The 14640-nt window shown below is 72.1% G+C and carries 14 protein-coding genes; 2 read left to right on the top strand and 12 right to left on the bottom strand.

Annotated elements, in window-relative coordinates:
* Positions 1-102: 102 nt before the first annotated feature.
* The 6 genes from pgl to tkt form a co-directional block, all read right to left on the bottom strand.
* The gene (pgl, locus tag EFL26_RS15045; protein WP_246000204.1) at positions 103-843 is read right to left on the bottom strand and encodes a 6-phosphogluconolactonase; all 741 of its coding nucleotides are present in this window, start codon (positions 841-843) and stop codon (positions 103-105) included.
* Positions 840-1751 carry a glucose-6-phosphate dehydrogenase assembly protein OpcA gene (locus EFL26_RS24770; protein WP_246000205.1) on the bottom strand — a complete coding sequence of 304 codons (912 nt, stop codon included), beginning with the start codon at positions 1749-1751 and terminating at the stop codon, positions 840-842. Before EFL26_RS24770 ends, pgl begins: the two co-directional genes overlap by 4 nt.
* A gap of 16 nt (positions 1752-1767) precedes the next feature.
* Positions 1768-3294 carry a glucose-6-phosphate dehydrogenase gene (zwf, locus tag EFL26_RS15050; RefSeq protein WP_123223645.1) on the bottom strand — a complete coding sequence of 509 codons (1527 nt, stop codon included), beginning with the start codon at positions 3292-3294 and terminating at the stop codon, positions 1768-1770.
* Positions 3291-4967, bottom strand: coding sequence for a glucose-6-phosphate isomerase (pgi, locus tag EFL26_RS15055; protein ID WP_123223646.1), 1677 nt, complete (start codon positions 4965-4967; stop codon positions 3291-3293). Before pgi ends, zwf begins: the two co-directional genes overlap by 4 nt.
* Positions 4964-6067, bottom strand: a complete 1104-nt coding sequence (tal, locus tag EFL26_RS15060; protein WP_123223647.1) for a transaldolase — start codon at positions 6065-6067, stop codon at positions 4964-4966. The genes pgi and tal overlap by 4 nt, the downstream gene beginning before the upstream one ends.
* A gap of 61 nt (positions 6068-6128) precedes the next feature.
* Entirely contained in the window at positions 6129-8261 is a 2133-nt protein-coding gene (gene tkt, locus EFL26_RS15065; RefSeq protein WP_123223648.1) for a transketolase, read from the bottom strand.
* 197 nt (positions 8262-8458) lie between these two features.
* On the opposite strand from tkt, the gene EFL26_RS15070 reads away from it, so the two are divergent.
* The gene (locus EFL26_RS15070; protein WP_246000228.1) at positions 8459-9391 is read left to right on the top strand and encodes a heme o synthase; all 933 of its coding nucleotides are present in this window, start codon (positions 8459-8461) and stop codon (positions 9389-9391) included.
* Complete coding sequence (locus EFL26_RS15075) at positions 9391-9855, top strand: GNAT family N-acetyltransferase (protein WP_123223650.1); 465 nt, start codon at positions 9391-9393, stop codon at positions 9853-9855. Before EFL26_RS15070 ends, EFL26_RS15075 begins: the two co-directional genes overlap by 1 nt.
* A gap of 3 nt (positions 9856-9858) precedes the next feature.
* Here EFL26_RS15075 and EFL26_RS15080 read toward each other — a convergent pair whose 3' ends face one another.
* The 6 genes from EFL26_RS15080 to EFL26_RS15105 form a co-directional block, all read right to left on the bottom strand.
* Positions 9859-10746 (bottom strand): COX15/CtaA family protein, encoded by an 888-nt coding sequence (locus EFL26_RS15080; RefSeq protein WP_123223651.1) that lies wholly within the window; start codon positions 10744-10746, stop codon positions 9859-9861.
* Between the two features lie 4 nt (positions 10747-10750).
* Complete coding sequence (locus tag EFL26_RS15085) at positions 10751-11545, bottom strand: ABC transporter permease (RefSeq protein ID WP_246000206.1); 795 nt, start codon at positions 11543-11545, stop codon at positions 10751-10753.
* Entirely contained in the window at positions 11538-12473 is a 936-nt protein-coding gene (locus tag EFL26_RS15090; RefSeq protein WP_123223652.1) for an ABC transporter ATP-binding protein, read from the bottom strand. The genes EFL26_RS15085 and EFL26_RS15090 overlap by 8 nt, the downstream gene beginning before the upstream one ends.
* A gap of 86 nt (positions 12474-12559) precedes the next feature.
* Positions 12560-13210, bottom strand: coding sequence for a glycerophosphodiester phosphodiesterase (locus EFL26_RS15095; RefSeq protein WP_123223653.1), 651 nt, complete (start codon positions 13208-13210; stop codon positions 12560-12562).
* Positions 13211-13284: 74 nt separating this feature from the next.
* Entirely contained in the window at positions 13285-14214 is a 930-nt protein-coding gene (locus tag EFL26_RS15100) for a lysylphosphatidylglycerol synthase domain-containing protein (protein WP_123223654.1), read from the bottom strand.
* 117 nt (positions 14215-14331) lie between these two features.
* Positions 14332-14535 (bottom strand): hypothetical protein, encoded by a 204-nt coding sequence (locus EFL26_RS15105; RefSeq protein ID WP_123223655.1) that lies wholly within the window; start codon positions 14533-14535, stop codon positions 14332-14334.
* Between the last annotated feature and the right edge of the window lie 105 nt (positions 14536-14640).

Genomic DNA, 14640 nt, shown 5'->3' on the forward strand with positions numbered 1-14640 from the left:
GCGTGCTCGAGCGCAGCCGCACTGCCCGCTCGGCGTACTCGAGCGCAGCCGCATCGCCCGCTCGGCGTACTCGAGCGCAGCCGCACCGCCCGCTCGGCGGCTTCAGAGCTGGTTGGCTGCGGGCGCGTCGAGGAACCAGACCGTCTCGCCGGCTCCGCTGAGCGGCGCCGGCTTGATGCCGCGCGCGGGCGTCTCGTGCACGTCACCCTCGTCGGCCAGGGCCCGGTGGACGGCGTCGGCCTTGCCGTCACCGGTCACCAGGAACCACACCGCCCGGGTGCGGTTCAGGGCCGGGAAGGTCAGGCTGACCCGCTCCGGCGGCGGCTTCGGCGAGCCGGTCACCGGGACCGCGATGGTGTCGTCGACGTCGAGCTGGGGGAACCCGGGGAACAGCGACGCCACGTGCCCGTCGGGCCCGAGGCCGAGCATCACCAGGTCGAACTCGCCTCCGCCCGAGGAGCGCATCAGGTCGCCGTACGCCGTCGCGGCAGCCTGGACGTCGGGCGCGCCGGCCGTGGACGGCATCTCGTGCACCTGGGTGGCACCGACGACGTCGAGGAAGACCTGACGGGCGTCCAGCGCGTTGCGCTCCGAGCTGTCCGGGGTGACGTAGCGCTCGTCGCCCCACCAGAACACCACGCGGCTCCAGTCGACGTCGTACGCCGGCGCCTGCAGCGCGATCTGCTGGTGCAGGGCGTGCGCGATCGTGCCGCCGGTCAGCGCGACGTGCGGCTCCTCGCCGCGGCCCTGCGCCGCCGCCATGCGCTGCAGGAAGCGCTCCGCGGCGGCCGCCGCCACCTGTGCGGGTTCGGCGAGGACCCTGAGCTCCAGGGGCACGGTCACGCCTCTCCGTTGAGCTTCATCAGCCGGCGGGTGGTGTCGCGGTAGATGTCGTCCTCGTCGAGGCGGCGCAGCTCCTCGGCGAGCAGGTCGGGCAGCTCGCGGCGCTTCAGCGCGACGGGCCGGTCGGGTCGTCCGGGCGAGCTGAACGTCGCCAGCTTGCCGTCCGGGCGGCTGATCCGGATCGGGCCCTCCTTGGTGTCCAGGACGACCTCGGTGATGCCGGGTCCGCGGCTGTTCTCGCGCTCGACCTGCACGTGCAGCCGGTCGCTGAGCCAGGCGCGCAGCAGGTCGGCACTGGGGCTGATCCGCTCGGCGGTCACCGAGGCGCTCCGCACCTTCAGCGGCTGCTGGTCGAGCGCCGCGGCCAGGAGGGCGCGCCATGGGGTGATCCGTGTCCAGGCGAGGTCGGTGTTGCCCTTCGCGTAGTTCGCGCACAGCGTGTGCATGGCCTTGCTCTTCCCGCGGGTGACCGCGGCCGCGTCGGTGATCCGCCGCTGCGCCAGTGCGCCCAGAGGATCGGCGGCCGGGTCGTCGGGAGGGTTCTCCGGCCACCAGATCGCCACGGGGGAGTCGGGCAGGAGGAGCGGCAGCACGACCGACTCGGCGTGCTTGACCACCTCGCCCTTGAGCCGGATCAGCGCCGTCTCACCGCTCCACGACTCGCCGATGCCCACCTGGGCGTTGATCGCCGCCTCGCCGCGTGCGTCGCGCGGGATCACGCCGAGCACGCGGGCGGGGTGCTCGCGGGACGCCTTCCGGGCGGCCTCCATCGCGTCGTGGGCGCCGCTCTCGTCGACGACGATGATCAGCGTCATCACCATGCCCATCGCCGGGCTGCCCGCGCGGATCCGGGCGCGGACGAACTCGGAGGCGATCTCCGAGGAATTGGTCTGGGTCAGCTCGATCACGGCAACCGTCTCCTCATCAGGGCCTGCGCCAGGTGCGGCCGTCGCGGGCGAGCATCTCGTCGGCCGACTTCGGGCCCCAGGTGCCGGGGCCGTACGGGTCGGGCGTTCCCTTGCTCGCCCAGTACGCGAGGACGGGGTCGAGGATCTTCCAGGACAGCTCGACCTCCTCGTGGCGCGGGAACAGTGGCGGGTCGCCGAGCAGCACGTCGAGGATCAGGCGCTCGTAGGCCTCGGGGGAGGACTCGGTGAACGACCCGCCGTAGGCGAAGTCCATGTTCACATCGCGGATCTCCATCGCGGTGCCGGGGACCTTGGCGCCGAACCGGATGGTCATGCCCTCGTCGGGCTGCACCCGGATCACCAGGGTGTTCGGGGTGAGCTCCTCGGTCGCGGTGGCGTTGAAGGGCAGGTGCGGCGCCCGCTTGAACACCACGGCCACCTCGGTGACCCGACGGCCGAGCCGCTTGCCGGTGCGGAGGTAGAACGGTACGCCGGCCCAGCGCCGCGTCTCGACGTTCAACCGCACAGCAGCGTACGTCTCGGTCTTCGAGCGCTTCGAGATGCCGTCCTCCTCGCAGAAGCCGAGGACCTTCTGCCCGCCGGCCCAGCCGGCGGTGTACTGCCCGCGCGCCGTGCTCAGGTCGAGCCGGTCGGGCAGCACCACCGAGGAGAGCACCTTGAGCTTCTCGGCGCGCAGGCTCTCGGCGTCGAACGAGACCGGCTCCTCCATGGCCACGAGCGCCAGCAGCTGCATCAGGTGGTTCTGGATGACGTCGCGGGCCGCGCCGACGCCGTCGTAGTAGCCCGCGCGCCCGCCGATGCCGACGTCCTCGGCCATGGTGATCTGCACGTGGTCGACGTAGTTGCCGTTCCAGATCGGCTCGAAGAGGTTGTTGGCGAACCGCATCGCCAGGATGTTCTGGACCGTCTCCTTGCCGAGGTAGTGGTCGATCCGGAAGATCGACCCGGACGGGAAGACCTCGTCGAGGATGTGGTTGAGGTGCCGCGCCGACTCGAGGTCGTGGCCGAACGGCTTCTCCACCACGACCCGCCGCCAGGAGCCCTCCTTCGGCTGGGCGAGACCGTGCTCCTTGAGCTGGTCGGCGACGTCGCCGAAGAACGACGGCGGGATGGCGAGGTAGAAGGCGTGGTTCCCGCCGGTGCCGCGCACCTCGTCGAGCTCCTCGATCGTCCGCCGCAGCTGGTCGAAGGCGTGGTCGTCGTTGAAGTCGCCGGGGACGAACCGGAAGCCCTCGGCGAGCTGCTTCCAGACCTCCTCCCGGAACTCCGTGCGCGCGTGGTCGCGCACCGAGTCGTGCACGATCTGGGCGAAGTCCTGGTCCTCCCAGTCGCGCCGGGCGAAGCCGACCAGGCTGAAGCCGGGGGGCAGCAGGCCACGGTTCGCCAGGTCGTAGATCGCCGGCATGATCTTCTTGCGGGACAGGTCGCCGGTCACGCCGAACAGCACCATGCCGCACGGCCCGGCGATGCGCGGAAGGCGGCGGTCCTCGGGATCGCGCAGCGGGTTGACGTGCCCGGTCATCGGCGGTGCCTCCGGTAGTAGTCGATCAGCGAACGCGTGGACGGGTCCTGGTGCTCCGCCGCACGGGTGTCGCCCGCGACGGCGGGGGCGATCTCGAGCGCGAGCTGCTTGCCCAGCTCGACTCCCCACTGGTCGAAGCTGTCGATGCCCCACACGACGCCCTGGGTGAAGGTGATGTGCTCGTACAGCGCGATCAGCTGGCCCAGCACCCCCGGGGTCAGGGCCGGCGCCATGATCGAGGCGGTCGGCCGGTTGCCGGTGAACACCCGGGCCGGCACCACGGCCTCCGCCGTGCCCTCCGCACGGACCTCCTCCGCGGTCTTCCCGAACGCGAGGGCACGCGTCTGCGCGAAGAAGTTCGCCAGGAACAGCTCGTGGACGTCCGTGCTCTCCCCGTCGTGGCTGTCCTGCAGCGGGTACGCCGGGTTGGCGAACGCGATGAAGTCCGCCGGGATCAACCGGGTGCCCTGGTGGATCAGCTGGTAGAACGCGTGCTGCCCGTTCGTGCCGGGCTCACCCCAGAAGACCTCGCCGGTGTCGGTGGTGACCGGGCTGCCGTCCCAGCGCACGCCCTTGCCGTTGGACTCCATGGTCAGCTGCTGCAGGTACGCCGGGAACCGGTGCAGCAGCTGCGCGTAGGGGAGCACCGCGTGGGTCTGCGCATCCAGGAAGTCGGTGTACCAGACGTTCAGGAGGCCCATCAGCACGGGCACGTTGCTCTCGGTCGGCGTGGTCCGGAAGTGCTCGTCCATCGCGTGCATGCCGGCGAGGAACTCGGCGAACCGCTCCGGCCCGATCGCCACCACCAACGACGTGCCGATCGCGGAGTCGACCGAGTAGCGACCGCCGACCCAGTCCCAGAACCCGAACGCGTTGGCCGGGTCGATCCCGAAGTCGGCCACCTTGTCCAGCGCGGTCGACACCGCCACGAAGTGCTTCGCGACCGCGGCCGACCGGTCGGCATCGGCAAGTCCGTCGAGCAGCCAGGCGCGGCACAGGCGGGCGTTGGTGAGGGTCTCGAGGGTCCCGAAGGTCTTGCTGGACACGATGAACAGCGTCGTGGCCGGATCGAGGTCGGCCAGGGTGGTGGCGCAGTCGGTCGGGTCGATGTTGCTGATGAAGCGGCACTCGAGGTCGGCAGCGACGTACGGCCTCAGCGCCTCGTAGGCCATCACGGGGCCGAGGTCGGAGCCGCCGATGCCGATGTTGACGACGGTCCGGATCCGATCTCCGGTGACGCCGGTCCACGCGCCGGACCGCACCTGATCGGCGAACGCGTAGACCCGGCGCAGCACCTCGTGCACGTCGGCGACCACGTCGTGCCCGTCGACCTCGAGGACGGCGTCCTCGGGCAGCCTCAGCGCGGTGTGGAGGACCGGGCGGCCCTCGGTCACGTTGATCCGCTCGCCGCGGAACATCGCCTCGCGCCGGGCCTCCAGGCCGACCTCGTCGGCGAGCCCCACCAGGGTGGCGAGGATCTCGTCGTCGACCAGCCCCTTGGACAGGTCGACGTGGAGGTCGGCCGCGTCGAAGGTGAGCCGCTCGGCGCGGCCGGGGTCTGCTGCGAACCAGCCCCGGAGGTCGGGCTCGAAGCCGTCTGCGCGCTCCGTCAGCCGCGCCCACGCCGCCGTGCTGGTGGCGTCCACCGGGTCGCTGGAGGCCGCCGAGGTCATGCCTTGGCCTGCTCCAGGCTCCCGCGGACCGTCTCGCCCAGCTCCTGCCAGGACTTCACGAACTTCTCGACGCCCTCGCGGATCAGCACTGCGATCACGTCGTCGTAGTCGATGCCCGCCGCCGCCAGCTCGTCCATGGTGGCCTGCGCGTCGGCGTAGTTCGGGCGGACCTGGTCGCCGGCGATCTCGCCGTGGTCGGCGACCGCCTCGAGGGTCTTCTCCGGCATCGTGTTGACGGTGTCGTCGACGACGAGGCGGACGACGTACATGGTGTCGTCGTAGTCGGGGTTCTTCACGCCGGTGGACGCCCACAGCGGACGTTGCCGGCGGGCGCCGGCGGCCTCGAGAGCGGCCCAGCGGTCGGACGCGAAGAACTCCTCGAACGCCTTGTAGGCCAGGCGCGCGTTCGCGACGCCTGCGCGGCCGAACAAGGACTTGTCTGCCCCGGCCGCTTCCAGCCGCTTGTCGATCTCGGTGTCGACCCGCGAGACGAAGAACGACGCGACCGAGTGCAGCTTCGAGATGTCGTGCCCGTTGTCACGGGCCTTCTCGATGCCGGCGACGAAGGCCTCCATCACGCCCTGGTACTGGTCGAGGCCGAAGATCAGCGTGACGTTCACGTCGATGCCGGCAGCGAGGGTCTCGGTGATCGCGGGCAGCCCCTCCGGGGTGCCCGGGATCTTGATGTAGGCGTTGGGACGGTCGACCGCCGCCCAGAGCTCGCTGGCCTGCGCGACCGTGGCCTCGGTGTCGTGGGCGACGTCGGGGGTGACCTCGATCGAGACCCGGCCGTCGACGCCGCCGGTGGCCTCCCAGACCGGGCGCATGATGTCGCACGCGTCGCGCACGTCGGTGGTGGTCAGCTCGAACACGGTGCGCTCGACGTCAGCGCCGTCGGCCGCGAGCCGGCGCACCTGCTCGTCGTACCGCTCACCGTCGGCGAGGGCGCCGGCGAAGATCGTCGGGTTGGACGTGATGCCCACCACGGACGAGTTCTTGACGAGGTCGGCGAGGTTGCCGGTCTCGATCCGCTCGCGGGACAGGTCGTCGAGCCAGATCGACACACCGGCCTCGGACAGCTTCTTCAGACGTTCGGACATGAAGACTCCTTCGGTTGCGTGCGCTCGGCCGGTCAGGCGGGTCGCGCTGAGCGGTGCGGTCCTAGCGGGTGGTTGCCTCCAGCGCCCGCAGGCTCTCCTCCGCGGCCAGGGTGACGGCCTCGGCGGTGATGTGGAACTGGCGGTAGATCGTGTCGTAGTCCGCGGACGCGCCGAAGTGCTCCAGCGAGACCATCCGGCCGGCGTCGCCGACCACCTCGCGCCAGCCCTGGGCCACCCCGGCCTCGACGCTCACCCGAGCGCGGACGTTGGGCGGGATCACGGTGTCGCGGTAGGCCTGGTCCTGCCGGTCGAACCACTCGCGGCAGGGCATGGAGACCACGCGCGCCCTGATCCCCTTGGCGGCGAGCTGCTCCCGCGCGGCGACGGCGAGCTGGACCTCGGAGCCGGTGCCGATCAGCACGACGTCGGGGAGACCGTCGGAATCGACCAGCACGTAGGCACCGCGGGCCACGCCCTCGGCGCCACCCCACTGCTCACCGGCGTCCTCGCCGCGGGCGAACGTGGGGACGTTCTGCCGGGTGAGGGCGAGCGCGGCGGGACGGTCGGTCTGCTCGAGGATCGCGTGCCACGCAGCGACGGTCTCGTTGGCGTCGGCCGGACGTACGACGTCCAGCCCCGGGATCGCCCGCAGGGCCGCGAGGTGCTCGACCGGCTGGTGGGTCGGGCCGTCCTCGCCGAGGCCGATCGAGTCGTGGGTCCACACGTAGATGGTCGGCAGCCCCATCAGGGCCGCGAGCCGCACGGCCGGGCGCATGTAGTCCGAGAACACCAGGAAGGTGCCGCCGTACACGCGGGTGCCGCCGTGCAGCGTGATGCCGTTCATGATCGAGCCCATGCCGTGCTCGCGGATGCCGAAGTGCAGCACACGGCCGTACTTGTTGCCGCTCCACGACGAGGTCTGGAACTCCTCGGGGGTGAAGCTGGGCTCACCCTCCGGCGTGGTGTTGTTGGACTCCGCGAGGTCGGCCGAGCCGCCCCACAGCTCCGGCAGCACGGGAGCGATCGCCTTGAGCACGGAGCCGGACGCCTTGCGGGTCGCCATCCCCTTCTCGTCGGCCGGGAAGGACGGGAGCGCATCGGTCCAGCCCGCGGGGAGCGTGCGCGTGGACATCCGGGTGAAGAGGTTCGCGCGGTCCGGGTTGGCCTGGGCCCACGCCTCGAACTCCTCCTCCCACGCCGCCTGGAGGACCTTGCCGCGGTCGACGAGGGCGCGGGTGTGGCTGATCACCTCGTCGGAGACCTCGAAGGTCCGGTCGGGGTCGAAGCCGAGCACCTTCTTGGTCGCGGCGACCTCGTCGGCGCCGAGCGCCGAGCCGTGGGCGGCTCCGGTGTTCTGCGCCTGCGGCGAGGGCCAGGCGATGATCGTGCGCAGGATGATCAGGCTGGGCCGGTCGGTGACGTCCTCGGCCGCCTCGAGCGCGGCCCACAGCGCGGGCACGTCCTCGTGGTAGTTCTTCCCGTCGGTGCGGTCGCCGTTGTGGGTCCAGTCGACCACCTGGACGTGCCAGCCGTAGGCCTCGTAGCGCTTCCCGACGTCCTCGGTGAACGCGATCCGGGTGTCGCCCTCGATGCTGATCCGGTTGTCGTCGTAGATCAGGGTGAGGTTGCCGAGCTGCTGGTGGCCGGCGATGCTCGAGGCCTCCGCGCTCACGCCCTCCTCGAGGTCACCGTCGGAGCAGATCGCGTAGACGTGGTGGTCGAACGGGCTCTCGCCCTCCGCAGCCTCAGGGTCGAACAGTCCGCGCTCGCGGCGCGCGGCCATCGCCATGCCGACGGCGTTGCCGACGCCCTGCCCGAGCGGGCCGGTGGTCGTCTCGACGCCGGCGGTGTGCCCGTGCTCCGGGTGGCCGGGCGTCTTGCTGCCCCAGGTGCGCAGCGCCTTGAGGTCCTCGATCTCGAGACCGAACCCACCCAGGTAGAGCTCGGTGTAGAGCGTGATCGAGGAGTGCCCGCAGGAGAGCACGAACCGGTCGCGGCCAGGCCACGCGGGATCGGCCGGGTTGTGCCGCATCCGCTTCTGGAAGAGCAGGTACGCCGCGGGGGCCAGGCTCATCGCCGTCCCCGGGTGGCCGTTGCCGACCTTCTGGACCGCGTCCATCGCCAGGCAGCGTGCGGTGTCCACCGCCCGCTGGTCGAGTTCGGTCCACTCCAACGGGGTGCGGGTCTTGCTCAAGGCGGTCCTCTCGGGACGGGGTCGGACGAGCGCGGGTCGTACGGGGACAGGTGGCTCAGAGGTGACCCTGTGGTCACCGCCCACGAGCCTACTCAGGGACCGTTAGACTCAGCGAGCCAGTACCACTGCTGCGCCCTCGCCATGCGCGCCCCCGCCGACCCGAATCGAGGCCCTGCGTGACCGCGGTCGACTCCCAGGTGAGCACCACGTCCGTGGACCCGGCACACCTCGGCGGCTGGGCGACCCTGAAGGACGTCGTCGCCGCGTACGTCGGCCTGATGAAGCCTCGCGTGATCGAGCTGCTCCTGCTGACCACCGTCCCGGTCATGTTCTACGCCCAGCGCGGCGTGCCCGCCCTCGGGCTCGTGGTCGCCACGGTCGTCGGCGGCACGCTCTCCGCAGGCAGCGCCAACGCGCTGAACTGCGTCTACGACCGCGACATCGACGAGCAGATGCGTCGCACGCGCCGCCGGGCCCTGCCCCGCCACATGGTCTCGCCCCGCGCGGCCTTCGTGTTCGGCATCGCGCTCGCCGTGATCTCGACCCTCGTGCTCGGCTTCTTCGTGAACTGGCTGTCCTCGGGCCTCGCGCTCGCGGCCTCGGCGTTCTACCTGTTCGTCTACACGATGGTGCTCAAGCGTCGCACGACGCAGAACATCGTGTGGGGCGGCCTCGCCGGCTGCTTCCCGGCCCTGATCGGCTGGACGGCCGTCACCGACTCGCTCGCCTGGCCGCCGGTCGTGCTGTTCCTGGTGGTGTTCCTCTGGACGCCGCCGCACACCTGGGCGCTGGCGATGCGCTACCGCGAGGACTACGCCGCGGTGGACGTGCCGATGCTGCCCGTACGCCGCTCCGGCGAGGCGGTCGCGCGCCAGATCGTCGCCTACTCCTGGGCGATGGTGGCGATGTCGCTGGCCCTGTGGCCGGTGGCCGACACCGGTCCGGTCTACCCGGTCGCTGCCGTCGTGCTCGGCGGCGCGTTCCTCGTCGAGGCGCACCTGATGTGGCTGCGCGCCCGACGCAGCGACGAGCTCAGCCGGATCAAGCCGATGCGGCTCTTCCACTGGTCGAACATGTACCTCTCGCTGCTGTTCGTCGCCGTCGCGCTGGATCCGCTGCTCACCCGTTGATGTCCGTCGTCTTCCGTCCGGGTCGCGTCGACGAGGGCGACGGAGCGCTGCTGCTCGCGGCGTTCGCCGCCGAGATGGACGCCCTGTACGACGGCCTCGACCTCGAGGCGCCGGGGATGCCGACCGCGGGGCCGCGCGACCTCGGCCCGCCGCACGGGGCCTTCCTGGTCGGCTACCGCGACGAGGCTCCGGTGTGCTGCGGCGGCGTCAAGCGGTTGCCCGACGGCGCGTGCGAGCTCAAGCGGATGTACGTCGTGCCGGCTGCCCGCCGGCAGGGGGTGGCTCGGCAGCTGTTGCACGCGCTCGAGGACGCCGCCCGGGCGCTCGGATTCGCGGTCGCCCGGATGGACACCGGTCCGCGACAGCAGCACGCGATGGCGTTCTACGAGGCCGAGGGGTACACACCGATCGGGAACTTCAACGCCAACCCGGCCGCGAGCTGGTGGGGCGAGAAGGCGCTCTGAACCTCAGGCGGCGGCCGTCCGGGTCGCCGGTCGCTCGCGGACTGCGAGCAGCAGCCAGGTCATCGCGGCGGTGACCAGGGCCGCACCCAGCATGTGCAGGCCCACGAGCACGACCGGGAGCCCGGTGAAGTACTGCACGAACCCGAGCACCCCCTGCGCCACCTGGAGCCCGAGCAGCACCCGCGCGGCACGCGCGGGCTCGGCGGAGGGGCCGGTCGCGGGCAGCAGCAGGACCATCGCGACCGTGAGGCCGACGAACAGGAACACCAGGTCCGCGTGGACCTGCGAGATCTGCAGCGGGTCGAGCCCGTTGCGGGGCGCCTTGGCGTCGCCCGCGTGGGGTCCCGAACCGGTGACCGCGGTGCCGAGGTAGAGCACGACCCAGCCGACGGCGGAGTTCAGCGAGGCGAGCAGCGCCAGCGGGCCACCGGCGTACGCCGGCATCGGTCCGTCGAGCCGGCGGAGGAACAGCACCGAGAGCGCGATGATCAGCAGCGAGGCGACCAGGTGCAGCGAGACGACCCACGGGTTGAGGTCGGTCTTCACGGTGATCCCGCCGATCACCGCCTGGGCCGGGATGCCCAGGGCGATCGCCAGCGCGATCATCCGGAGGTCGCGACGCCCGGACTGCCAGGCCGCGACCAGCGTGGCGACCGCGATCGCGACCAGGACGAACGTGAGCGTGCGGTTGCCGAACTCGATCGCCGAGTGCACCGACCACGCGTGCCGGGGCGTGAAGTCGCCGCCGTGGCACCGCGGCCAGGTGGGGCAGCCGAGCCCCGAGGAGGTGAGCCGGACGGCCCCGCCCGTGACCACCAGTACGCAGTTGGCGACGAGGGTCGCCCAGGCGAGCGGGCGCAGGTACGCGTCGAGACGCGGCAGGACGGTCAAGGGGTCACTCCCAGGTGAAGGTCTTGGCGGTGAGCACGGTGCCCAGCGCGCCCCAGGCAGCGAGCACGAGCAGGTCGCCGACGGCCAGGTTGCCGTGCGTGAGCGCGGTGCGCATCGCCTCGCCCAGCGCGCCCGACGGCAGCCAGCCCAGCGCGTGCCCGGCGCCGCCGTACGCGTCGGCCGGGAGCACGACGGCACCGCCGGCCATCAGCAGCAGGTAGACGAGGTTCGCGGCCGCGAGCGTCGCCTCGGCCCGCAGCGCACCGGCCAGGAAGAGTCCCAGCGACGCGAAGGCGAAGGTGCCCACCAGCAGGGCCAGGAAGGCACCCGCGATCGCGACCACCGACGTGTGCGGTCGCCAGCCCAGCACCAGGCCGACGCCACTGATGACGACGACCTGCATCAGCTCCACGACCAGGAGGCCGCCGATCTTGCCCATGAGCAGCCCGGAGCGGGGGAGCGGGGACGCGCCGAGGCGCTTGATCACGCCGTAGCGACGCTCGAAGCCGGTGGCGATCGCCAGCGAGGTGAACGCGGTCGACATCACCGCGAGGGCCAGGACGCCGGGGGTGAGGGCGTCGACCGCCCGCTCGTGGAAGTGGATGCCGATCCGGTGCGCGCCGGCGACGCCGCCGACCAGCACGAGCACCGGGATCACGACGGCCAGCAGCAGCTGCTCGCCGTTGCGGACCATGAGCCGTGCCTCCATCGACGCCTGGGCGAGCACCTGCCGGGTCAGCGGCGCCGCGCCGGGCCTGGGTGCGAACGTGCCGCGGCCCTCGGCCCGCACCTCAGTCACGGGGCAGGTCCTTTCCGGTGAGCTCGAGGAAGACGTCCTCGAGGTTGCGCTGGCCGAGGTTCAGGGACTCGGGCAGGACGCCCTGCAGCTCGCACCAGCCGGCCACCGTCGCGAGGGTCGTGCTGTCGGCCGGTCCGGCGATGAGCAGGCTCACGTCGCTGATCGGGGTGACGCTCACCTGCGGTCCGAGCGCCTCCTGCAGCGACGCCGGCGCGCCGGGCGGGAACGGCTTGGTCACCACCAGCCGGATCGTCGCCGTGCCGCCGCGGGTCAGGTCGGCGGGCGTGCCGGAGGCGATCATCCGGCCCTGGTCGATGATGTGGATCTGGTCGGCCAGGCGCTCGGCCTCGTCCATGTAGTGGGTCGTGAGCACCACGGTCACGCCGTCGGCGCGGAGCTCCTCGAGCAGCTCCCAGGTGGTGCGTCGGGCGAGCGGGTCCATGCCGGCCGTGGGCTCGTCGACGAAGACCACCTCCGGGCGGCCGACCACGGCCGTCGCCAGGCCGAGGCGCTGCTGCTGGCCCCCCGAGAGGCGCCGGTACGGCGTGCGCCCGCAGTCGTGCAGGCCGAGGCGGTCGGCGAGCAGGTCGACGTCGAGCGGATGGGCGTGGAGCCGCGCGATGTGGCGCAGCATCTCCATCGCGCGGACGCCGGACCAGGCCCCGGAGCCCTGGAGCATCACGCCGATCCGCGGCAGGAGCGCGCGCTGGTCGGCCGTCGGGTCCAGCCCGAGCACCCGCACGGCGCCCTGCTGGGGGCGGCGGTAGCCCTCGCAGGTCTCGAGCGTCGTGGTCTTCCCCGCGCCGTTGGGGCCCAGGACCGCGGTGATGGTGTGCTCGGCGACCGCGAGGTCCAGGCCGTCGACGGCCACCTTGTCGCCGTACCTCATCACGAGGCCGGAGACCTCGACGGCGGGGATGGTCGGCACCAGCGGATTCTAGAAGGCGCCCGCTGAGACGACGCTGAGAGGTCCTGCGCCGGTGCTCATCCCGTCATCACCGCTCGTCAACCCCCTCACTCGGCCCTGGTCTTGACCACGGCCAGCACGTGGTCCTCGTCGCTGATCACCCCGGTCACGCCGAGGTCGAGCACGTGGTCCAGCACGTCGAGGTCGTTCACCGGCCACGTCATCACCACGCTGACGTGCTCGTGCAGCCAGCGCACCACGTCGCGGTCGAGCAGGCTGCAGTGGACGGACACGCCATAGGGCCGCGGGCCGCGGGACAGCCGGCGGCGGAGGCGGGCCATCTCGAGGCGGTTGCGCGCCGACAGCACCGGCCGCACGTACGGCAGGTGCGCCATCGCGTCGATCGAGGGCCACCACCGCCCGCACGCCAGCACGGGGCGGTGGTGGCCGCCGTCGTGCAGCATCCGGGCGACGTTGCGCCCGGCCCACGTCCACGGGCCCTTGACGTCGAGCATGAAGAGGGTGCCGTGCTGGTCGGCCTCGAGCAGCTCCTGCAGGCCCAGCCGGGGTGCCGACGCGGACACGAGCTCGCCCTTGTCCCAGAGGAAGGGCAACGGTCCCGCGGTCCTCAGGTGCCGGACCTCCAGGCGGCCGCGGTAGGTGTGCACGTCGCACTCGATCACGTCGACGCCGAGCTCGTTGGCGGCGTGCATGCCGGCCAGGGAGTTGCCGGCGCGGTGGGCGATCGCGAGCACCATGCCTCCATCCTGCGTCCTGCGTGCGGGCGCGTGGTGAGGCGAAGGTCCCGAGGAGTGCCCTCCGTCGGACCGGGTCAGGCGGTGGCCTGGGCCAGGCGCAGCTGGCGACGGCGGATCAGGAGGCTGACCCCGCCGAGTGCGAGCGCCGGCAGCCAGGCCAGCACGGCCTTGAGCGCCACCGCGGCGGTCGCCGCGATCCAGGGAAGGCCGAGCGCGACCAGGGCCAGCACCAGCGCACCGTCGCGAGGGCTCGCGCCGTTCGGACCCGGTACGGCGGCCGCCAGCTGGCTCGCCCCGAACGCGCCGAGCAGCGCGAGCGGCGAGAGCATGTGGCCGGTGGCCGCGATCGTGCCCAGCAGCAGGCCCGCGATGGTCAGCTGGTAGCCGGCGGAGAGGACGAGCCCGATCAGCAGCGCCCGGGGCCGGGGTAGAGGGCCGCGGGGGAGCAGGTCGGGCCGGACGCGGTGCACGACGAGGGCGGCCACCACGAGCAGGAGACCGAGCGCGGCGGCGGCGACGAGCATCCGGGCCGGGAGCGTGGTCGCGGCGAACGCGACGAAGACGGCCAGGCCGACGGCTCCGACGAGCCGGTCGGCCCCGACGCTCATCAAGGCGTCACCCCGGGCGAGTCCGTCGTGGGTGAGCCGGTGGACCCGCCAGACGTCGGCCCCGATGTGCCCGGGGGTGACCAGGCCGAGCAGCTCCGACTCGGCGTACGCGCGCAGGAACCAGCGGTGTCCGCGGCGCCCGTCCTCGCCGGCCGGCGTGAGCGTGCGCCACCGGAGCGGGCAGAGCAGGTACTTCCCGACGACCCACGGCACCAGGCCCAGGACGATCGGCCAGAGGCTGACCCGCTGCAGGTGCGGCATGGTGAACACCGGCACCGCGATCGTGACGGCGAGGCAGACCAGGAGCAGGACGCGAGAGTGCAGAACGGCACGCAGCGACATCCGGTCCTCCTCGGAGACCACGGCAAGGGCTCCGTGGTGGAACGAGTGAACCATCAGAACCGCGACTTTGGTCCCGTTTCGGACATTTCGCTCAAATGTTGGACGGGAGATCGTGCGGCACGGGCGCCGGCGAACGGGAGGGAGTCCGCGCCGGCGCCCGTGCCCCGCGGGTCAGCCCGCGGTGCGGCGGAGGCGCTGGGCCTCGAACGTGTGCGGCGCGCGGACGCGGTCGGCGGGACGCCGCTGCGTCGGCACGGCCGGCCCCGTCGCCGGACCTGTCGGCGAGGCGGGAGCGGGCGCGGCCGGAGCCTGCGGCCAGTCCGGCAGCTCGTCGGCCCGGGCGGTCGCGATGGTGTCGGCGAACAGGGGACGCATGGTCTTCCTCCTGGCGAGACGGCGACGGTCAGGACGTGCGGACCGTGACGCCCGTCAGGAGGTCCGCCGGCCCGGGCAGATACCCCGGTGCGGGTGGTTAGGGCA

The sequence above is a fragment of the Nocardioides pocheonensis genome (genome assembly GCF_003725535.1).
GTDB lineage: Bacteria > Actinomycetota > Actinomycetes > Propionibacteriales > Nocardioidaceae > Marmoricola > Marmoricola pocheonensis.

Bases quoted from the DNA above. Each gene is read 5' to 3' on its own strand.
- zwf (WP_123223645.1), bottom strand. From the start codon at position 3,294: ATGACCGGGCACGTCAACCCGCTGCGCGATCCCGAGGACCGCCGCCTT.
- pgi (WP_123223646.1), bottom strand. From the start codon at position 4,967: ATGACCTCGGCGGCCTCCAGCGACCCGGTGGACGCCACCAGCACGGCG.
- tal (WP_123223647.1), bottom strand. From the start codon at position 6,067: ATGTCCGAACGTCTGAAGAAGCTGTCCGAGGCCGGTGTGTCGATCTGG.
- EFL26_RS15075 (WP_123223650.1), top strand. From the start codon at position 9,391: ATGTCCGTCGTCTTCCGTCCGGGTCGCGTCGACGAGGGCGACGGAGCG.
- EFL26_RS15095 (WP_123223653.1), bottom strand. From the start codon at position 13,210: ATGGTGCTCGCGATCGCCCACCGCGCCGGCAACTCCCTGGCCGGCATG.
- EFL26_RS15100 (WP_123223654.1), bottom strand. From the start codon at position 14,214: ATGGTTCACTCGTTCCACCACGGAGCCCTTGCCGTGGTCTCCGAGGAG.
- EFL26_RS15105 (WP_123223655.1), bottom strand. From the start codon at position 14,535: ATGCGTCCCCTGTTCGCCGACACCATCGCGACCGCCCGGGCCGACGAG.